19 protein-coding genes and 4 pseudogenes are annotated in these 20,074 nt (G+C 33.0%); 2 read left to right on the forward strand and 21 right to left on the reverse strand.

Annotated features, from left to right (window positions below):
- Nucleotides 1-37: 37 nt before the first annotated feature.
- Nucleotides 38-718 carry a class I SAM-dependent methyltransferase gene (locus M1D66_RS16680; protein WP_000160049.1) on the reverse strand — a complete coding sequence of 227 codons (681 nt, stop codon included), beginning with the start codon at nucleotides 716-718 and terminating at the stop codon, nucleotides 38-40.
- Between the two features lie 335 nt (nucleotides 719-1,053).
- On the opposite strand from M1D66_RS16680, the gene M1D66_RS16685 reads away from it, so the two are divergent.
- A complete protein-coding gene (locus M1D66_RS16685) occupies nucleotides 1,054-1,392 on the forward strand; it encodes a hypothetical protein (protein WP_001253200.1) in 339 nt (112 codons plus the stop codon).
- Nucleotides 1,393-1,421: 29 nt separating this feature from the next.
- Here the strand turns inward: M1D66_RS16685 and M1D66_RS16690 are convergent, their stop codons facing one another.
- The 4 genes from M1D66_RS16690 to ytfJ form a co-directional block, all read right to left on the reverse strand.
- On the reverse strand, nucleotides 1,422-1,634 hold the full coding sequence (locus tag M1D66_RS16690; protein WP_000798747.1) for a hypothetical protein: 213 nt from the start codon (nucleotides 1,632-1,634) through the stop codon (nucleotides 1,422-1,424).
- A gap of 69 nt (nucleotides 1,635-1,703) precedes the next feature.
- The gene (locus M1D66_RS16695) at nucleotides 1,704-2,024 is read right to left on the reverse strand and encodes a hypothetical protein (RefSeq protein ID WP_242554628.1); all 321 of its coding nucleotides are present in this window, start codon (nucleotides 2,022-2,024) and stop codon (nucleotides 1,704-1,706) included.
- A gap of 51 nt (nucleotides 2,025-2,075) precedes the next feature.
- On the reverse strand, nucleotides 2,076-2,852 hold the full coding sequence (locus M1D66_RS16700) for an oxalate:formate antiporter (protein ID WP_000014087.1): 777 nt from the start codon (nucleotides 2,850-2,852) through the stop codon (nucleotides 2,076-2,078).
- 161 nt (nucleotides 2,853-3,013) lie between these two features.
- Nucleotides 3,014-3,439, reverse strand: a complete 426-nt coding sequence (gene ytfJ, locus M1D66_RS16705) for a GerW family sporulation protein (RefSeq protein ID WP_000349991.1) — start codon at nucleotides 3,437-3,439, stop codon at nucleotides 3,014-3,016.
- Nucleotides 3,440-3,571: 132 nt separating this feature from the next.
- On the opposite strand from ytfJ, the gene M1D66_RS16710 reads away from it, so the two are divergent.
- Nucleotides 3,572-4,357 carry a GNAT family N-acetyltransferase gene (locus M1D66_RS16710; protein ID WP_016124501.1) on the forward strand — a complete coding sequence of 262 codons (786 nt, stop codon included), beginning with the start codon at nucleotides 3,572-3,574 and terminating at the stop codon, nucleotides 4,355-4,357.
- Nucleotides 4,358-4,650: 293 nt separating this feature from the next.
- Here M1D66_RS16710 and M1D66_RS16715 read toward each other — a convergent pair whose 3' ends face one another.
- From M1D66_RS16715 to M1D66_RS16790, 16 genes and pseudogenes are all read right to left on the reverse strand, one after another.
- Nucleotides 4,651-5,451 (reverse strand): DUF3952 domain-containing protein, encoded by an 801-nt coding sequence (locus tag M1D66_RS16715; protein WP_242554629.1) that lies wholly within the window; start codon nucleotides 5,449-5,451, stop codon nucleotides 4,651-4,653.
- A gap of 199 nt (nucleotides 5,452-5,650) precedes the next feature.
- Nucleotides 5,651-6,445, reverse strand: coding sequence for a hypothetical protein (locus M1D66_RS16720; protein WP_242554630.1), 795 nt, complete (start codon nucleotides 6,443-6,445; stop codon nucleotides 5,651-5,653).
- A gap of 227 nt (nucleotides 6,446-6,672) precedes the next feature.
- Nucleotides 6,673-6,766 (reverse strand): annotated as a pseudogene (locus tag M1D66_RS16725) (DUF3952 domain-containing protein); the annotation flags it as partial.
- Between the two features lie 86 nt (nucleotides 6,767-6,852).
- Complete coding sequence (locus M1D66_RS16730; RefSeq protein WP_242554631.1) at nucleotides 6,853-7,674, reverse strand: DUF3952 domain-containing protein; 822 nt, start codon at nucleotides 7,672-7,674, stop codon at nucleotides 6,853-6,855.
- Nucleotides 7,675-7,707: 33 nt separating this feature from the next.
- Nucleotides 7,708-8,511 (reverse strand): DUF3952 domain-containing protein, encoded by an 804-nt coding sequence (locus M1D66_RS16735; RefSeq protein WP_141536751.1) that lies wholly within the window; start codon nucleotides 8,509-8,511, stop codon nucleotides 7,708-7,710.
- Between the two features lie 199 nt (nucleotides 8,512-8,710).
- Nucleotides 8,711-9,505 carry a hypothetical protein gene (locus M1D66_RS16740; RefSeq protein ID WP_242554632.1) on the reverse strand — a complete coding sequence of 265 codons (795 nt, stop codon included), beginning with the start codon at nucleotides 9,503-9,505 and terminating at the stop codon, nucleotides 8,711-8,713.
- Between the two features lie 449 nt (nucleotides 9,506-9,954).
- The gene (locus M1D66_RS16745) at nucleotides 9,955-10,593 is read right to left on the reverse strand and encodes a hypothetical protein (protein ID WP_000473569.1); all 639 of its coding nucleotides are present in this window, start codon (nucleotides 10,591-10,593) and stop codon (nucleotides 9,955-9,957) included.
- A 12-nt stretch (nucleotides 10,594-10,605) separates the two neighbouring features.
- Nucleotides 10,606-10,866, reverse strand: a complete 261-nt coding sequence (locus tag M1D66_RS16750; protein ID WP_098048518.1) for a hypothetical protein — start codon at nucleotides 10,864-10,866, stop codon at nucleotides 10,606-10,608.
- A gap of 37 nt (nucleotides 10,867-10,903) precedes the next feature.
- Nucleotides 10,904-11,577 (reverse strand): annotated as a pseudogene (locus tag M1D66_RS16755) (alpha/beta hydrolase family protein); the annotation flags it as partial.
- A gap of 19 nt (nucleotides 11,578-11,596) precedes the next feature.
- Complete coding sequence (locus M1D66_RS16760) at nucleotides 11,597-12,418, reverse strand: DUF3952 domain-containing protein (RefSeq protein ID WP_141536972.1); 822 nt, start codon at nucleotides 12,416-12,418, stop codon at nucleotides 11,597-11,599.
- A 75-nt stretch (nucleotides 12,419-12,493) separates the two neighbouring features.
- The gene (locus M1D66_RS16765) at nucleotides 12,494-12,844 is read right to left on the reverse strand and encodes a DUF4176 domain-containing protein (protein WP_098522180.1); all 351 of its coding nucleotides are present in this window, start codon (nucleotides 12,842-12,844) and stop codon (nucleotides 12,494-12,496) included.
- Between the two features lies 1 nt (nucleotide 12,845).
- Nucleotides 12,846-13,106, reverse strand: a complete 261-nt coding sequence (locus M1D66_RS16770) for a hypothetical protein (protein ID WP_016077813.1) — start codon at nucleotides 13,104-13,106, stop codon at nucleotides 12,846-12,848.
- A gap of 39 nt (nucleotides 13,107-13,145) precedes the next feature.
- On the reverse strand, nucleotides 13,146-14,705 hold the full coding sequence (locus tag M1D66_RS16775) for a lipase family protein (RefSeq protein WP_098048522.1): 1,560 nt from the start codon (nucleotides 14,703-14,705) through the stop codon (nucleotides 13,146-13,148).
- Between the two features lie 22 nt (nucleotides 14,706-14,727).
- Nucleotides 14,728-15,549, reverse strand: a complete 822-nt coding sequence (locus tag M1D66_RS16780) for a DUF3952 domain-containing protein (RefSeq protein WP_242554634.1) — start codon at nucleotides 15,547-15,549, stop codon at nucleotides 14,728-14,730.
- Nucleotides 15,546-19,775 (reverse strand): annotated as a pseudogene (essC, locus tag M1D66_RS16785) (type VII secretion protein EssC); the annotation flags it as partial. The pseudogene essC and the gene M1D66_RS16780, both read right to left, overlap by 4 nt.
- Nucleotides 19,770-20,051 (reverse strand): annotated as a pseudogene (locus M1D66_RS16790) (FtsK/SpoIIIE N-terminal domain-containing protein); the annotation flags it as partial. The pseudogenes M1D66_RS16790 and essC, both read right to left, overlap by 6 nt.
- Nucleotides 20,052-20,074 lie beyond the last annotated feature (23 nt).

A 20,074-nucleotide genomic window follows, 5' to 3' on the forward strand; every position in this document is an offset into this window, starting at 1 on the left:
CTGCACTTATTTACCTCCTAAAAATTCTTTCATTTCTTTATACGTTTTTTAACATAAATACCCATAAGAATGTTAACGATTGTTGTAACTCTGTAGGTAGTTGACCTAACATCTTCTCATTTACTCCGCGCTTATATACGCCGATGCCATCTATAACTTTAAAACCTTGTTCTTTCGCTAACTGTTCAAATTCCCAAGGCATCATCGTATTACAAACAACGTCTTTTCCATACAAGCGAGGATAACTGTTCTCTCGTGGCTTTGCTGTCGGCCCTAAAATTGCAATACATGCATATCCATCTTTCTTTAACACACGCTTTATTTCATTTAACGCTCGTAATGGCTCTTCCGTCCATTCTAAAGAATTAATTGCCATAATTGATTCAAATTGCTCATTTTCAAATGGTAATGCAGAAAGATCTCCTTTTATAAAAGATAAATTCGGTCCTTCTCCGCGCTCCTTACCTTTTTGAATCATCACTTCCGATAAATCTACTCCCACTGCTTTATAGCCTGCGCTACTTAATTTATATGTACCGTACCCATCACCACAACCAACATCGAGCACTTGTGCTTCTTTCTTCACGTATTGTTCAAAAAACGGAATAATTGTACTTCTGCTACCACTGTCCCACATCTCTTGACTATTTTGATTCCAAAACTCTGCGCTACTATCCCATTTCTTTTCTGCTGATTCATGCCAATTAAATTTCGTCATACATTCCCCTACCTTCACGCTTTATCACTCATTTCATTCTACATCATTTTCCAAAATTCCTGTTTTATCCCGCTTGCAGTAAGACACCTACCTCAAAATTCAATGGATGCGGACCAGTTAATGGGAGAGAACTGCTCATAAAAATCCAATTGTTGCTGGCTGATAATCAGTCGTGATGGAAAAAATCCCTCACTTTATCTTCAATAGGAGATGGATATGTTAACGATGGAATACGTATTCTCCATTTTTTGCTTTACTTGGGTTTAACTCATACTCATGTTCTTCTCTTTATGAAAGATACTATAGGTACACCCAATTGAAAGAGAGGGATGTACATGCGAAGAAAGAGAAATCATCATTTTAAAAGTGGTGAAAAAAACGAAGAGTATGCAGCTGAAATATCACCAGCTGGCATTCCAATTAGACATAAGCGTAAAGAAATTGCAAATGAGATAGAAGGTACAAATACCGGTGCAATGGTAGGCTATGTCGCTTTATTTCTTTCGTTATTCTCCATTGCTTTTTATCCAGTTACGCTCGGCTCCCTAGCAATTTTAGTTGGCCTATTAGCTGTCAATTTCGGAGCAAGAACACTTGGATATACAGCAATTGGTTTTGGTAGTTTTTCTGTTTTATTCACTTTATTTTATCCGCTTGCTTTGTCAGCGTTTTAAAAAAACACACCAAGTCATACTTGGTGTGTTCATTCATGATACAACATAATATGGCCGCATCCACAACAATGTTTCGCTGTAATTTCTTGAAACACTGGATAATTTTCTTCATCTCGATGCTCAATAAATACTTTTTCAAATCGATACATGTTTGGTGCATATGCCCAATCTTGTTTCGTACGTGCATATAACGTTGAGGAAAAAAACTCCTCACCGCCACAAACAATACATGTGTTCTTCATCAATACCCCTCCTATGCTTGTCTTACTTCATCTATATGAACATAAGCATAAAAAAAAGACCTTCTATTACTAGAAAGTCTTCTCTGAAACAAAAAGAAATGTACCAAACATTCCTACTCCGCTATATTCTTTTGAAACACCAGCTTCTGTTTTAAATGTTTGCTTTACAGTCATAAAGAATACACCATTTCGTGCATCTGTACTTTCAAATTGTAGTTTTTCTTTTTTACCATCTACATTTTGCGTGCATTCAAAACTACTCTCATTACAATTCAACGCATACTTATCCTGTACATACACTTTAAAATCTGATTCTTTCGGACAAGTTATAAGTAATATTGCCACGAGAATAATACTTATAATACCCACAATTATATAATATTTCTTCATTTGTACTCCTTTCAAATGACAAGAAAACTTGACTTCATACGCCAAGTTTTCTTAGTCAACAACCCATTGCCACTCTTGTTCTTTCTTATCAAAAATGAGCCAACCTGTTTCTGTTGCTTCCTCTTTCAATTCATCGATATTATCTAACACCTCATCCGTACTTTCATACGAACCAACTACATATACCGGAATTTCAAGACCTCTTCTTGACTCAATCTTCCCTGCTAGATCTATGTAAAGACCATCTTCCATTAGTGGAATCAGTCCCATGATCAATTCTTTTGAAATTGCTGGGAAAATTTTTGATTTTTGGAAGAAAGAAAAACGTTTCTTACCGAAAGCACCGAGTTTATACGGAATGACTTTACTTAACATTCCTACAAAATCAGCAATTCTACGATAATACACTTTGTTGTACCATCCGTCATCATGTGAAAAATAAACAAATCGATTTTTCAACAGCGGAAAGAATGTTCTTGCAAGTGGTTCTTTTTTGTGAGCCAAATATAATAATTCTGCAATTTCTTTCGGCTCTAATTCATCTAAATCGCTTGCATCATCAAAATCTACCCAACAAAATTCATCAAATTCATCAATCTCTGCTTGAATTAACTTATGTATATTTTCTTCCTCAACATATTCAAATAAAGTATGATAATGAAAATCCGTCCATTCAAAGTTGTGCTTCAAAAGCAACACTTGATGAAGCGGTGAAGGGATGTTACTCGCAAACTCTTTAAACGTAATTCCTGATGTAATAAAACAATGACCTCGACGATTACCATTAATATATATCATATTCTTTACTTGGTCAGATCCTCCAGACAAAGCACCTAGCCACCTTCGTTTTATATGTTTCAATTCTATAGCATATTTTAACATGAAAAATTTTAGAAACATAGAAAAAACTTCAAAAACTATTTACAATTTCATGTGTTTTATTACATAGTGATTACAAGAAAAAAACGCCTGCTCATAAGCAGGCGTTTTTAAAGGATTTCATCAGGGTTTTGAGGATGATGATTTCCCTCTTTCTTTTCTTCTTTTTGGAACATCGATTGAATTTTATCAATTGTTTGTGGAGCTAATTCAATCATTTTTTCTGCTAAATGTGTCGCATTTTGTAGATGCAGAATATTTACTCCATCTTTATTCACCACAAGAAATGCTACTGGTGTAATTGAAACACCACCCGCGCTACCGCCACCAAATGCAGGGTTACCGTTCGCTCTTTGTCCATCATTCGTTTGGAAATCAGAACCTCCTGCTCCAAAACCGAACGCTACTTTAGAAACAGTTAACACCACACCACCGTCAGCCGTTTGAACAGGCTCTCCAACAATCGTATTTACATCGACCATTTCTTTTAAATTTTCCATTGCTGCTTTCATTAACCCTTGAATTGGATGATCCACCGTTCATAACCTCCTTTGTCATATCTTTCCTAGTTTTTCCGAAAGTTTGTGAACTAAACATAAAATTTTATATTGATTTCAAAAAACTTAAGTTGTAATATTTAGAAAAATAAAAAAAGAGGTCGATTCGTTATGATGCGAAAATTAACAAAGAAAGATCATGAACAAGTATTCGCTTACCTAAAAGAAGAAGCAGCCCTTAACTTGTTTATTATTGGAGATATTGAAGCTTTCGGTTATGACACAGATTTTCAAGAATTATGGGGAGTATTTAAAGAGAATGGAACATTAAAATCAATTCTACTCCGATTCCACGATTCATTTATACCCTATAGTAAAGAAGAATTTATTACCACTGATTATGAGGCACTTCTTTCCACATATAAGCCGCTTAAACTCTCTGGTAAGTCAACCATTGTAGAAAAGTTTGAAACTGCTCCAAGTCTACAATTAGGCGTCAAAAATGAAATGTATTTTTGTGAATGTCTAAATGACAACAACTTACCTAGCACACCAATTCATGAAACAATTAAACTTGCCTCACTAGATGATGTAGAGCGAATTATGCAATTGCGAGGTAACATTGCTGAATTTCCAGTTGTTAATGAATCAGAGAAAATATTAAGACAAGCTCTCAAAACAAATACAGGACGCACATATTATATTGAAAAAGACGGTGCTATCATCGCATCCGCCTCTACTTCCGCTGAAAATTCATTATCCGCTATGGTAGTTGGTGTATGTACACACCCGAATTATCGCGGAAATGGTTACGCTTCACTCATATTACAAAAAATGATCCAAGACTTTACGAAAGAAGGCCGAACACTTTGTTTATTTTATAACAATCCAGCTGCTGGACGAATTTATAAACGACTAGGATTTAAAGACATTGGAATGTGGACGATGTATCGATAATAAGAAGTACTCTATAAGAGGAAATAGTTGTAACTTAGCAATAAAAGCAGATTACACAAAAACTTCAAACCGTTGTTATGAAGAAACTACTTGAGGAGCAAGGACTCTAACTAAAAAACGGTATGCATTCAAACTAAATTTAGACACATAAAAGCCCCAATTGTTGCATCTACTCCAGCAATTGGGGCTACCTGTTTATTCTCAAATTCTTTCCGCTACAAATAGAAATATTTATGAAAGATTTATCACACTTATATCACTATTATCTTTACGTGCAAATGCCCTTCTTAATATTACTGCTTCTTATTATACTTTGCTTTAAAATCAATATATTCCTGTCTCGCATCCTGATTATTACCTTGGTGACTATCAAAAGATGTATGTATTTGTGATATATATTCTACTAACTTACCTTCATCATTTCGCTTCTTATAATTTATTACAATACTTACTTCCAATATCTGCTCTGAACCATATTTAGAATCTATATGCAGTACAATCGATCCACCATCATATTCATCATATTGTATTTTCAACTTATCATTAATGATACTCTGAAACTCTAATTCAGTTAATTTGTATCCAACTGTACTAGGTTGATCAAACTTTTTTATATCATCTCCGGGCTTCATCTTTAGTTTCCCTATTCCTTTTAAACGATCAACAATTAAGTTTACGTATGAAACATCCAGATTTGAATCCGGACTTTTCACCTGTCCATTTTTATACATAATATTGGTACGATAAACACCTTCTTTTTTATTATCTTTGCTGTCTACTGCTGAAGTAACCGCTTGTGTTGTACTTCCATATAAACTTTTATCTTTCGTATTATATATCCCTTCCGAAGTTTGATAGATTGTTTTTCTATGCTCTCCATCTTCCTTTTGTTCATATGTACTATATATACCTCTTTGTTTCACATACGCATACCCATCATCACTCGCAGACATAACCTTTCTCATGTCACCTTCATCCAAAGCTTTGACAAATGGCTTATAATCTATCTTCGTCTCCCCAAAACTACATCCACTTAATAAACTTGATACTATTAACAGAACTATCATCATCCTAGCTTTCTTCTTTAACTTCATACTGACACCCCGTTGATTTCTCTAGGCATTTTTAGGTTCATTACATTCCCATTTTGATAGTAATATAGTTCACCTTTACTTACCGGTATTTATTAACTCATACAGATTATGTTGAAGATACTTTAATTTTTAATAGCATCGATTTTTATACAATCCTTAATTGTTTATATATTCCGTTCGAATTTTCAGAAAGCAAAACTTATTTTATTTCTTTGGCTTGCTTTTTTTCCTTTTCTTCATAAAGCTTTAGTCTTTTCTGACGTTCCCTTTCGTGTTCCTCCCATGAAATATAAAATGATGGAAATTTAAATCTACAATAGGCTAATAATTGGAACTCTGCTGCGCCTACGGCTACCGCGTACATTATTAAAGTTCCTCCCGCATACAATCCAAAAATCTTCAGTGTATAATCATTATGCACATAAATTAAAATGAGAAGAGTTAACACATAAATTACAGCACACTTAATTGCAATCCTCTTTGTTTTACTAAAAAATGAAGAGGATTCTTCTCCCGTATTAAATGCCCCTTTACTTGCCTGTATAAAAGTATCAATAGTCGCTAAAATATGTAATATGACTGCACCTAAAAATAATAACCCAACATACATTAATGTAATTTGATCAATTGAATAATTTGACGCTCCTGGAATTATCAACATTGTAAATGTAATAGTACCTAGCTGAAACGCATATAACAGTACCACAAGTGTTTGTAGTTTCTGAAATTTAAATGGCATCTTAGGAAACAGATAAATAATTAAAAAAATTACTTGAAGACTATAAAGCACTAACTCAAGGCTAACAATTATTTTATCAAAGAGAGTCGGGTAATAACTCCAACCAAACCTTATTAACCCTCCAATAAGAAAAAACATTATTAATGAAATAAAAAACATCGTTCCAAACATAAACCCTGTAGCCCAATCGGGGCTTAAGCGATTGTTGCAAGTACTTTTAAATTCATTTAAATCTTCTTCTTTTATATTCCACACCCTGACATTTCACCTTCTATACAGTTTAAATAATTTTCATTCACTAAAATTCTATTACATTCTTAATATTTTTAAGTACATAGATTTTTGTACAACTAAATTCAGATAATCTTTTAGGTATATCATTACCATATTAATTACCATAATCATCTAACCAGAATGCCTTTTGATGGTTCAAGTAGTGTTCTTTTTCCTCAAAAGTTCCAAATATTCTTCTTTCGATTAAGTATAACCGTTTTCATGTCACCTTCATCCAATGCCTTTATTAGACTCTCATACTCTATTTTGATTTACCAGAACTATACGCGCTCAGTAAAACATAACTGTTATCACAATAACTATTTTTTACTACCCCTTTACTCATATCTTCACAACATTTATCATTCTCAAAATTCAATTAAAATATATTATTTTTGATTTATATACTCTTTTTCATAATTTACATATTCTTTTTTGGAACTTTGATTATTATCTTCCCTGGTATGATAATATGTTGAAATCTCTTGATTGCATTTTATAAGCTTATCTTCTTTTTTTTCTTCATAATTTACCGATATTGTTATTTGTGTTATTCTCATTGGATTTTCTTTTGTATCATTAGGCGTATTAAACTCAATCATCAAAATTGCAGAATCAAATTTATCATATTTTAAATTTAACTTATCATTCATTATGCTTTTAAACTGTAATTCAGTTAAATCATAGCTTATTATGCTCGGTTCACTAGATCTTTTTTTATCTTCACTCGGTTTCAATTTACTAAGTTCATTTAATCCTCTAAACATTAATTTTACATATGAAACATTCATAGCTTGATCCTGGGCTACTGAACGGGATTTTTCATTTTTTAAATTTGTACTATAGACCGTTTCTTTTTTGTAATTTTGATTACTACCAACGTTTTTATCATTTTTTATATCAGTAACAACCTTTTGAGTTGTTTTCCCATATAAGTCGTCTTCTTTCACATTATATACTCCATGGGTTGTTTGATATATTATCCTGCTATGTTCACCATCTTCTTTTTCTTCATAAGTACTTTCGCTAGTCTCTTCTTTCACATATGCATATCCATCATCACTCGCAGACATAACCGTTTTCATATCCCCTTCATCCAATGCCTTTACTAATCTCTCATACTCTATTTTTGTTTCCCCGAAACTGCACGCACTTAGTAAAAACGTTACTGTCATTACAATAACTATTTTTTTAACTAACCTTTTACTCATGCCATAATTACACCTTTCCCCTTATTTTATACATTACTTATTATTCAAATATTGTTTTTCATACTCCTCATATCGGGTTTTAGAAGCTTTATCATTATCTTCTTTAGTATTTAAATAGATTGCTATTTTTTGATCATGCCTTATTAATCGGCCTTCTTTATTCTTTTTTTCATATCCCATTGTGATGCTTATTGTAGTGAATTCCATTGGATTTTCTTTTGAATCTTTCGCCGAACTAAATTCCATTAATAATATTGCTTCATCAAATTTATCGTAGTCCGCCTTTAACTTATCATTAATTATTTCTTGAAATTCCGATTCGGTTAAGTAATATGTTACCTTGGATGACTCACTAAATCTTTTTTTATCTTTTTTGGGTCTTAAACTATCTATTCCCTTTAATCTATTAAATATAAATCGAACATTCGAAACATCCAAATTTTGATCTGGACTTTTTGATTGATTATCTTCATATTTAATACTAGTTCTATATACAATCTCTTCTTTTTTTTGCTCACTATTTAATGAACTAGCAATTTCTTGCAAAGTTGTTCCATAGAACTTTTTTTCTTTAATATTGTATACTCCTCCTGTTGTTTGATATACAACGCTAATGCGATTATCATTTTCCGCCCAAAACGTGCTATCCCTAACCTCTTCTTTCACATAAGCATACCCATCATCACTCGCAGACATAACCGTCTTCATATCACCTTCATCCAATGCCTTTACTAATCTCTCATACTCTATATTCGTCTCCCCAAAACCACATCCACTTAATAAATTTGCTATTATTGACAGAACTATCATCATCTTGGCTTTCTTCTTTAACTTCATACTGACACCCCATTGATTTCTCTAGGCATTTTTAAGTTCATTATGTTCCTTTTTGGAAAGTAATACATCTCACCTTTACTTACTGATATTTACTTACTCGTACAGATTATATTGAAGATGCTTTAATTTTTAATAGCATTGATTTATATACAATCCTCAATTGCTTATATATTCTATTCGAATTTTCAGAAACCAAAACTTATTTTATTTCTTTCGCTTTCTTTTCCTCCCTCTCTTTATAACGCTTTAAGAATTCCTGACGTTCCCTTTCATGCTCCTCCCACGAAATATAAAATGATGGAAATTTAAATCTACAATAGGCTAATAATTGGAACTCTGCTGCACCTATGGCTATCGCGTACATGATGAACGTAAATATAAAGTAACCAAACATTATGCTCAATGAGTAATTATTTTGTATATAAATTAAAACGAGAAGAATTAGTACATAAATTACCACACCAAACATTACATTTTTCTTTGCCTTATTAAAAAATGAAGTAGATCTTTCTCCCATACTAAACGCACCTTTACTTGCTTGTTTAAAAGTATCAAATGTTGTTACACCATGAACAAGTATTGCTCCTAATACTAGTAAACCTACATAAATAAGCGTAATAAAATTAATAGAATAATTACTCATCCCTGGAAGAACAAACGCCGTAAGACCTATAGTACCTAACTGAAACGCATATAATAATATCACCAATGTCTGGAGCTTTTGAAATTTAAAACGTACCTTAGGGATCAGATATATAATAAAAAAGATTACTTGTAGGCTATATAACAACAATTCCATTCTGACTATTACTGTGTCAAAAAGAGTCGGATAGTAATCCCAGCCAAATCTAATTAGTGCTCCAAAAATAAAAAGCATCAATAACGAACTATAAAGCATTCCACCAAACATAAACAACATAGCTCCTTCAGGGCTTAAACGATTTCTACATGTTATTTTAAATTCATCTAAATCTTCTTCTTTTATATTCCACATTCAGTTTTTCACCTTCTATAATAGTTTAAATAATTTTCATTCACTAAAATCCCATTACATTCCTAATTTTTTAAGTACATTCATCTTTGTGTAACTAAATTTAGATAATCTTTTATGTATATCATCACTACATTAATTACCGTACATAATCCAAATGCTTTTGATAGTACAAATAGCCTTCTTTCTCCTCAAAAGCTCTAAATATTCTTCTCTCTTTCACTTAAGCATATCCCTCATACTCTATTTTTGTTTCTCTGAAATTGCACTCACTTAGTAAAAACGTTACTGTTATCACAATTGTATCTTCAGAAAGTTGATCACCTCCCATCGACAATATGCTAGGAGGTTATTACAGTTATTTAAAATTTGATTTTTATTTTAATGGATTCGATTTTTGCAAATAATAATGTTATTTAATTTGAGAGAAGCGAATACTAAAAACATACTGCTTAATAACTCGTAATTAAGTCTTCCCCCTCATATCTAGGGTCTTTCTCAACTTTACCATCTTTTGTTTTGATGACTTTTAGTCTACCTAACCACTCTGCTCCGTTATATGTCTCTTCACTTACCCATACATTATGCTTTTTACCATCTACCTCAACTACTAATGTGGGGTGTGTAAACATGAATTCCTTCTCTACATGCCTACCTACAATTTCTGCATGTAATGATGTACCTTCTTCAACTAGTTTACTATTTTGATACCCTTCGATAATAGGTAATCCAATAAATACAAAGAATATCAGTCCAAATACGATTACTTTCTTCTTTGTACTCCATTTATTCTTTTCTTTCAATTCCTTCTGTCTCGCTTCTCTTTCTTCGCGTTCATCCAAACTCTCATTTAAAGCATCTTCCCATGCCTTAACTTCCGCTTCGATTTCTGCTTCAGCTCTTGCTAGTTTTTCTAGTTGTTCATCGGTTGCTACCATCTCATATGAGTTATCTCCAACCAAACGAATTTCAGTACCATTTTCTTTTACTTTTCGCAAGTCTTTTTCTGTACAATTAAACTCTCGAATGATTTCCCCTTGTGTGTTTACCAATCTAACGTAAATGTTTTTTTTCTCCTTCTTCTTAAACATCTGAACTCCCCCTTATTTGTTTCCTATCATAGATAACCCTATTGCAATTAAGAGAAAGAAAACGATAATAAGGAAAGTCTTCCCTTTGCTTACTTGTGTTGTACAACCTTCCAAGACAGCCCATATAAGAATTGGAAAAAGAAGAATACCTAGGAGAATATCGACCAACTTTTTGCTACTCTTCTTTAGCGGTTTTTCTTCTACTATCGGTTTTATCTGAACAGCTTCTTTTCTTATTTGTTTCGGTTTCTTTTTCTTACGTCTATGATTCACCCAACTTACTCCTTTTAGAATAACTTTTTCCTAACTATAAAAATACCGAAATATCCCCATTTTCCATTTTATAAACCTGTCCAGGTATTACAAAATCTGTAGCTTTAATGGCGCCATCCAAAGGACCATATTCATTTATAAGACTGCGGCAATTCTTCATATTGGTCCCGTATACGTACTTAACCACACCCTTATTTAAAACAGGCGCAGGATTTAAAGCTAATACGTTTATATTATCTTCTTGATGTCTTAATGCAACTGTATTCGCTGCTCCGCCACCTAAAGAGTGCCCTAGTAAAGTTATCTTCTTTCCTTTATTACCCGCCTTGACTTTTTCATAAAATTTTTCTGCTTGACTATACTGAAATTCCGCTAATGACCCCAATATAGGTGAATTAGTTAAATTATGCAGCCAAATTGCTCCATCGGTTGCTAAATCGCCTATTTGGCTCGGTTGGGTTCCAACGTATACAATGAAAATTCCATGCGTGTTTCTATTCTCTAAAGCATATGCCCCAAATCCAGTTACTGAATGAATATCATCAGAAGCTATAAGATTAGCATTAAAGTTGTCTTGCAACTTCTGTTTATTTATTATTGGATCAGAGTTATTATATTTTTTTCTTGTGCATTATAATCATAAATATCTCTTGCTGATAATCTTAATTTTCCTACATCACTACTTAATTTATAATCTTCCTCGTTCACCATATTCTCCCCCTTATATATATTAATGGCTTTCTTTAAATTTCTTTTCATATTGTAAGTAATCTTTTTTTGATTTCCGATTATTTTCTTCTTTATTATGTAAATATGTTGTTATTTCTTGATCATGCCTAATCATATTATTTTCTTCATTTCTTTGTTTATAGCCTATCGAAATTGTTATCTCTGTTATTTCCATCGGATTTTCCTTTGTATCCTTAGCAGAATTAAATTCAATTAGTAGTGTTGCATAACTAAACTTCTCATACTCTAATCCTAAATTCCCATTAAATATCTCTTTAAATTGAGTTTCTGATAAATTATAGCTTATCGTAGCTGGTTGGCTGAAGCTTTTTTTATTCACATTTGGTTTCAATTCTTTTATTCCTTGCACTCTATTGAGCATTAATTTTATATTAGACATATCTTTCCCTCGATTTGAAGCTTCTAGCTGTCCATTTTCGTATCTTATATCTGACTTGAATACAAATTCTTCTTTATATTGTGGGTTGTCAATATGTTTTTCATCCTCAACTGGAGTATTGACTTTCTTTTGTGTCTCACCAAAAAGAATATTATCTTTAATGCTATAAATACCTTGCGTTGTTTGATAAACTACTCCTATTTGCTTATTATTATCCTCAATAAAAGTACTATCCCTCACCTCTTCTTTCCCATACGCATACCCTTCATCACCCGCAGACATAACCGTCTTCATATCACCTTCATCCAATGCCTTTACTAATCTCTCATACTCTATCTTCGTCTCCCCTAAACCACATCCACTTAATAAACTTGCTACTATTGACAGAACTATCATCATCTTAGCTTTCTTCTTTAACTTCATACTGACACCCTTATTCAATCAAAATAAGCTTTCCTCTTTCCATTTTGGAAGAGGAAAGCTTATTTCCTTTTAAGTTTATTTTTTTCCCTTTATTTCTAACTCTTGTGCTTGTTGTTGCTTTTTATTTTTTTCAATTACTTTTTCAACAAACTCATTCCGCCACATTTTAAATTTAGCTGCAAATTGACCTTCAATTTTATTTCGATACCCTTCAAATTTAACCTCTGCAATATCCGCGTGATTAAATAATTTATATGTCTCTCCGGTTAAACCCACTGGATGCAACACTCCGCCATAATCATAGAATGTATTTTCATCAAGTAATAAACCTCTCGTAGTGATTACATACTCCACATCTTCTTCTTCTTTAAGACCCAATCTCACAACACTGCCTAAAGGTAATACTTTATCCATATAGTCTTTCATATTAATTCACTGTCCCTTTTAGTACGCTAATTTTCTCTTCTATTTTTTGTCTTTTTTTCTCTAATTGACGAATCCGGTCAATAAATGCCTCACGTGTTTTTCCTTGTAATGTACTATCAATGCTACTCTCTAACCTTCTAATTTCCCCTGTTAAAGATGCAGCTGCTTTTTCCAATTGCACTACAACGTTTATAATTTGTTCTCGTCCACCACTAGCTGGAAATGTACTATGAACCCTTGACATTATCGTATGTAAATCCACCTTCATACCCCTCTCTTTTAAATTTATAAACTTGGAATTTTAATAATATGAAACTGCTCCTAATTCTTCGTCTTTTGCAAACATAGAAAATACCGCTTCTGAAACATCGTCGTTTAATTGCTTTAAATCTTTTGATAACTCCTTCACATCTTTAGCAATTTCACCTAATAAAGAACGGTTTATCCCCCTGCTGTTGTCATTCATAAAGAGATTTAACAATGAGTGACGATGACTTAATATATGTTCAGATACAATTGCAGCTATATTTGTATCAACCACAAAATCTCCCTTAAATAAATCTAGTAAATCTTGCACGTAAGAAGCTGCTACTTCTTTTGCAATTTCTAAAATTTCACTTGTAGCTAAATATACTACAACACTTCCAGCTAAAAAATTTATAGCAGTATTAAATACAGACTCTAATACTTCTAAAACTTTTTCCTTACATTTCGCTAAAGTTGTTTCAATCCATTCTACAGCGATATCTACCGCTCCTTTAATTTCAACTGTAGCCATTATACTAAATTGGATTGCTTCTGCTGTAATTTGAGACTTTAGTCCTTCATACTTTTTATTGAGGTTATAAATACTTTCTGTCACTTGACCCTTTATTTTTCTATATTCTCTCCCAGCTTGTACAGCATCTGAATAGGTAAGTACCGCCCATAAAATCGATGAAATCGGTGTTCCTTGTATGATAAAGTTTATTCCTATACCTGCGACTTGCTCTTCCGCTAAAGAAACTTTTCTTCCAAATTTTTTATTTATAATTCCTGTATAAAAAGCACCTGCCGATTGGGTAAACTCTACAAAACCTGGAATTATATCCCCTCCAGTATCATTAGTACTGGTTAATTTATCAAACCATATTAACTTGCCATGATTATCATAATCTTTCTTAGAAAAAACATAAGAATGCCATGCTTGGTTTGGAATTATATACATTCTCCCAGGTATTGTAAAGTCCGCCAATTTTATTCCGAGATGTAATGGATCCTTTTCGTTAATAACATTCCTAATATTATTCATATCAAATCCATTACCAAATTTATCAACATCTCGGTTTAATACAGGTGCTGGATTTAATGTTAATGATTCAATATTATCTTCTTGGTGTCTTAGCGATACAGTATTAGCTATACCACCACCTAATGAATGCCCTGTTACACTAATTTTGGCAGCAGGGTTATCATGTTTAACCTTCAAATAAAATTCTTCTCCTTGATCATACTGTTTGACTGTAAAATCGTGTTCCCAATTACCTAACACTATTTTATTTGCACCCGTTATATTATGTCCCCCAATTTCACCATCTGTTATCGCATCCGTTAGATCTTCTGTTCCTACGTACGTTATTATAATTTCCCCTGTTGTTTTATCTTCAAAAGCATACGCTGCAAATCCAGTATTTTCATCCACTTTATGATCTATATACTTTGCGTTAAAGTTTTCTTGTAATCTCTTTATATTTTTTTCGTCTGATTTATCATAAGGATATCTTCCTTCCCTAAAAGAATAAATATCAGTTCCAGACAGTTCTAATTTACCCCAATCAGAAGCTATCTTTAAATCCTTATCTTGCTCCTCATTGTTTTTCATTCCAGTTCCCCCTGTTTCTTAATCACTTTATATTTCCGTAACTCACTTTATAGTCCGAATATTCTTTTTTTGCGTCTTGTTCATTATCTCCTTTTTTGTTAAAATACGTTTTTATTTGAACCATATTTTCTAATAAATGCCCCTCATCATTCTTTTTCTTATAATCTATATCAATACTTATTTGTAATATTTGTTTAGGTTTTTTTGCTGAATCAAGATGAATTACAATTGTTGCTCCCTCATATTCATCATATTGTATTTTTAGTTTGTCATTTAAAATACTTTGAAATTCTGATTCAGTTAGTCTATACCCAACAGTATTAGGCTGATCAAATTTCTTTATATTATCACCCGGTTTCATATTTAGTTTCCCTATCCCTTTTAAACGATCTACAATTACGTTCACATATGAAACATCCAGGTTTGAATTTGGACTTTTCACCTGGCCATTTTCATACTTAACATTAGTACTATAAATAGTTTCCTTTTTATAATTTTCATTTGTCCTTTTTTGCTTATTATCTTCTATATCCGTAGCAATTGTTTGTGTCGTGTCACCATATAAAATTTTATCTTTTGTATTATATACACCTTCCGTAGTTTGACGAATTGTTTTACTATGCTCTCCATCTTCCTTTTGTTCAAATGTACTATATATACCTCGTTGAGCCACATACGCATACCCATCATCACTTGCAGACATTACCGTACTCATATCCTCTTCTTCTAATGCCTTAACAAATCTCTCATACTCTATCTTTGTCTCTCCAAAACCACACCCACTCAATAAACTTGCCACTATTGACACGACTATCATCACCTTAGCTTTCTTCTTTAATTTCATACTGTCACCTCGTTAGTTACTCTAGGCATTTTTAGTTTCATTATGTTCCCTTTTTGATAGTAATACACTTCATCTTTACCTAATGGCACTTCGTTGCTTATATATTTTATGTTAAAGATACTTTGATCATTTAATGGCATTGCGATAATTGCTGCTGTTAGTTTACTTCTCATTTTCATAGGTAGAGCTTCACGATTTCGGTCCATGTAGTCGTGGTGACCTGCTAATACAAAGTAAATGCCTACTGTACGAGATAGATCAATTAAAGTTGCTGCATCCTCCATTTCTAAATAAACAAATTTACTAAACTCTTCAACATTTGTCATGATAATGAGTTGTTTTGTGAATGCAGGAATTTCTCTACCTTCTTGTCTTGCTTGCGCTAATTCAAGAGCTCGTTCGCGAATTACTTCCATCCAATACTTCGCATGCATATTGATTTCATTTTCGTCTACAATGTAGTGCGTCACATTATCTTTATATTGAACGAAACTATACTCTGCTGTATCCACCAACGTCACACTTTCAAAATAATCTTTATTCAATTGAGATAGGATACTAGATACAATTTGTTTTCTCATACTATCATCTACACTATAAATCATTAAATGATCATTCACTGCAATATCATGAGCTACAACTTCTACGTTTGCAAAATCAAGCCCCATTGGAATTCTTGCTGCTTGTAGAGCTTTTGTAACGTCTTTATTTTTACGATAAGTAGCAATATCAATAATTTCTGGCATCATTGGAATTGCCTTCGGACGTTCTCCATCCCATTCTCGGTCCATATCATTTGCTTCTTGTTGTAATAATTGAATTTGTTGTAGTTCATCTTCTGCTTTCGTAGGCAATGCAGCCTGGAATAATGTAGGAGATTCTAGTTTTATTAACGCTCTTCCTGCTGTTTCTTCCACTTTTATATCAGATCTCCCTACAATACTAGCTACTTCACTTTGATCAATCATATATAGGCAAGTTTGGATTTTAATATTATTGTACAATTGAATTCTAAGTGCATTTTGTCGCCCTGCACTAATTAAGGTATGAATTCCTAAACTTGCACCATCTCGGACAATTTGCATAATTAGCATTTCAAAGCTTTCATAGAACTTCGCTTCTTTTACTGCATCATAATTGTCGATCGCAATAATAATATGTGGTATTTCTTTCCCACTTGCCTTTTCATACATTTCAATATTTGCAACGTCATATTCACTTAATAATCGTTTACGATTTTTCATTTCTTGAGTTAATCTTTCAACAAACTTTAAACATTTTTCAGATTCATCAATCGTAATCGTATCCGCTACATGAGGTAATCCTTTTAAAGGTAGAAGACCATTTGTTCCAAGGTCCACTAAATACACATGCAAATGCTCCGGACTATGCTGGCGAGCTACATCCATAATGACTGATTGTAAGAATGTTGATTTTCCGTAGCCTGGACTTGAGAAGACCGCTACGTGTCCGTCTTTACTAATATCTAATGTTAATGGTGTTTGTGATTGTAATTCAGGCTGATCTAGTAGACCAATTGTTGCTTGTAATGGTTTCTTTTCTTTCGTCCATGCTTCTTTGAACTGAATAGTATGTAAGTCTTGTAAATATACGCTTTCTGGAAGTGGTGGTAACCACGGTCTTGCTAATGCTTCAATTTCATTTATTTCTGCGTAATCGTGAATGTAGTCAATAACAGCATCCAGTTCAGATGGTACGCTTATTACTTCTTTACTACTACCAAGTCCACTTAAATCTTCACTTAATATTTCATATTGTCCTAGATCATTTATTGCATATATCGTTGCATCTAAATGTTCTTTATCTTCTTTGTTTTCTACATAGTCTGCTCCGCTCCAAGCTGATTGGAATAGTTCATAAATTTCATTATTCCCAACTTGTAAATAAGCACGTCCTGGTAATGTAATTTCAGCAGCATCCGGTGTTTTTAAAATTTCATTACTATCTGACGTATTTTGAACCTTTAATGCTAGTTTGAATTTCGAGTTACTCCAAATTTGATCATCTACAACACCACTCGGTTTTTGCGTAGCTAATATTAAATGGATCCCGAGTGAACGACCGATACGCGCTGTTGAAACTAACTCTTTCATAAATTCTGGTTGTTCTGACTTCAATTCCGCGAATTCATCACTAATTAAAAATAGATGCGGCATCGGCTCACTTACTAAGCCTTCTTTATACAGTTTTTGATACTGATTAATATGGTTTACATCATTTTCACCAAATAATCGTTGTCTTTTCTGTAATTCAGCTTTAATTGATGCGAGCGCTCTCATACTTTGTGCTCCATCTAAGTTCGTAATTGTTCCTAATAAATGCGGTAAGTTTTTGAATAAATTCGCCATTCCGCCACCTTTATAGTCAATTAGTAAAAAGGCTACTTCGTAAGGATGGAAATTGACTGCTAGAGATAAAATATACGATTGTATAATTTCCGATTTACCTGAACCTGTTGTACCTGCTATTAACCCGTGTGGTCCGTGTGCTTTTTCGTGTAAGTTTAAGTTTACGATATCTTCTTTACCACGTAATCCAAGTGGTACAGCTAAAGATTTATGCGCTGCATTTTTCTCCCAACGACTTGTGATATTCAGTTCTTTTACTTTTTCAACGCCGTACATTTCTAAAAATGTTACGCTTTCTGGAATACTATTTTTTAAGTTTTGCAAATGATTTAATGGTGCTAATGCCCGTGAAATATCTTCTAAATTAAACCCTTTCGGTACGTGATTTAGTTTAAATTGACGGTTAACAAGCTCTCCTTGCTCTAAGATGATGTTCCCTTGTTTTGCATCTCTTATATCTATTACCGTTTTCACATGCTCCGGTAAACTTTGCATAACATCTTGTACAAATACAAGTGATACACCTAATTGACTCGGATCATCATTAAAGAATTCCATAACAACATGGTCTAATATTAGTTTTTCATCTGTAATGAGAACGACATAGTGCGGTGCAAAGTACATTTTTTCATTAGTAGAACTTTTTTCATCTAGTTTTAATTTTCGTTCTTTCAATATTTGATACAAGCTATTTAACACTTGATCACGGCTACGATCATGGTATACAAATCCACGTACATTTATATCGCGAACACTTCCATGAGGTAACCAGCGCATCCAATCCCATTTTTCTTTTTCTTCTTCCGGAAAAATAGTAATAAACTGCAAGTCATAATAACTATGGAATAAAGCCGTTTGTGCAACTAATAATTGTAATTGCTCTAACACTAAAGAGCGTTGGCCAATATAACCGACTGGTCCATTCATTAAATCTGTTACAACTGGTACATCTTCCAATGATAGATAACGCTGTCTTAGTTCACGTGCTATATCGATTAATTCATCTTTCGTTTGACTAAATTCTTCTTCATTAAATTGAATTTCAAAACTCGTATTAGCTTGTCCTGTTCCAACGCTAAATGTTAAGAAATCATGATGTAACATTGTTTTTTCATAAATTCTAGGATTTACTTGAACTGCCATATTACGTATTACTTCTACATTTGGATTGTGATAATGTAATGCGTGACGCTGTTTTTCACTTTCTGCATGTAAATCTTTCGTTTTTTGTTTTATATACTCTCTATAGCTTTTATCTCGTTCAACAATGTCGACTTTATATTGCTTCAAATTTTTAATATACGATGTGACAGAAACAATGATTGTTACTAATGTCATCGCAATCGATGCGATAATAAACATTCCATATTTCATGAAAATAGCAAGTAATACAGTTACGACAATCATGACAAGTGAAGGTGCAATGATTCTTGCTAAATGCTCCGTTGGTTTTGATGGCATACTTGAAGGCTTTGCAATTGTCATTTTCTCTTCTGGTTCACGGTAAATAATACGTGGTGAACGATGATAGTCTGGATAACCACTTTGATAATTCGTTTCTGATTCTACTAAAATAGGTAACGCAGATTTCACTTTATCTTCTGAAGAAAGTACTTGAATGTCTTCACTACCAATCTCCAATAAAATACCATCAAAATATAATACGTCTCCTGATTCCAGCATAACGCTATCTTTTAACTTCGTATAATTATGAAATACATCCCCGCCATACACGTTCACTTTAAAAGAATCGTACAACGTTTCGCGAGATAGCATTAAATCTACACTAGTCCCGGTAATAGAAATATCATCGTATTCGTTTTGACTCACCGTAAGAGAATGTTTCGTTCCAATATCAAACACTTTAGTTGTGCCAACAATAGATATAAAGATTTTCAAGCTCACATCTCTTGTTTTCCCAATCTCAATTTCCTTATTGAATTCTATTAATTGATCCTGTACCACCCAAGCATTTACTTCATTATTCCACTTTAACTCTACTTCTTGTTCTAAACTTGGATTCGTAATATCATTTGTCCACTCTTTTCCAATCGACACTATTGATTGCTCATTTGGATGTAATGTGCACTTATATATTTTGTCTCCATAAGTCAATACTAATAGTTGCTCCATCCGTGTTCACTGCTCCTTTTCAA

The sequence above is a fragment of the Bacillus sp. PK6-16 genome (assembly GCF_056530295.1).

Bases quoted from the DNA above. Each gene is read 5' to 3' on its own strand.
- M1D66_RS16690 (WP_000798747.1), bottom strand. From the start codon at position 1,634: ATGAAGAACACATGTATTGTTTGTGGCGGTGAGGAGTTTTTTTCCTCA.
- M1D66_RS16695 (WP_242554628.1), bottom strand. From the start codon at position 2,024: ATGAAGAAATATTATATAATTGTGGGTATTATAAGTATTATTCTCGTG.
- M1D66_RS16730 (WP_242554631.1), bottom strand. From the start codon at position 7,674: ATGAGTAAAAGGTTAGTTAAAAAAATAGTTATTGTAATGACAGTAACG.
- M1D66_RS16710 (WP_016124501.1), top strand. From the start codon at position 3,572: ATGATGCGAAAATTAACAAAGAAAGATCATGAACAAGTATTCGCTTAC.
- M1D66_RS16760 (WP_141536972.1), bottom strand. From the start codon at position 12,418: ATGAAGTTAAAGAAGAAAGCTAAGATGATGATAGTTCTGTCAATAGTA.
- M1D66_RS16685 (WP_001253200.1), top strand. From the start codon at position 1,054: ATGCGAAGAAAGAGAAATCATCATTTTAAAAGTGGTGAAAAAAACGAA.
- M1D66_RS16740 (WP_242554632.1), bottom strand. From the start codon at position 9,505: ATGTGGAATATAAAAGAAGAAGATTTAGATGAATTTAAAATAACATGT.
- M1D66_RS16680 (WP_000160049.1), bottom strand. From the start codon at position 718: ATGACGAAATTTAATTGGCATGAATCAGCAGAAAAGAAATGGGATAGT.
- M1D66_RS16735 (WP_141536751.1), bottom strand. From the start codon at position 8,511: ATGAAGTTAAAGAAGAAAGCCAAGATGATGATAGTTCTGTCAATAATA.
- M1D66_RS16715 (WP_242554629.1), bottom strand. From the start codon at position 5,451: ATGAAGTTAAAGAAGAAAGCTAGGATGATGATAGTTCTGTTAATAGTA.
- M1D66_RS16780 (WP_242554634.1), bottom strand. From the start codon at position 15,549: ATGAAATTAAAGAAGAAAGCTAAGGTGATGATAGTCGTGTCAATAGTG.
- M1D66_RS16775 (WP_098048522.1), bottom strand. From the start codon at position 14,705: ATGAAAAACAATGAGGAGCAAGATAAGGATTTAAAGATAGCTTCTGAT.
- M1D66_RS16765 (WP_098522180.1), bottom strand. From the start codon at position 12,844: ATGAAAGACTATATGGATAAAGTATTACCTTTAGGCAGTGTTGTGAGA.
- M1D66_RS16745 (WP_000473569.1), bottom strand. From the start codon at position 10,593: ATGTTTAAGAAGAAGGAGAAAAAAAACATTTACGTTAGATTGGTAAAC.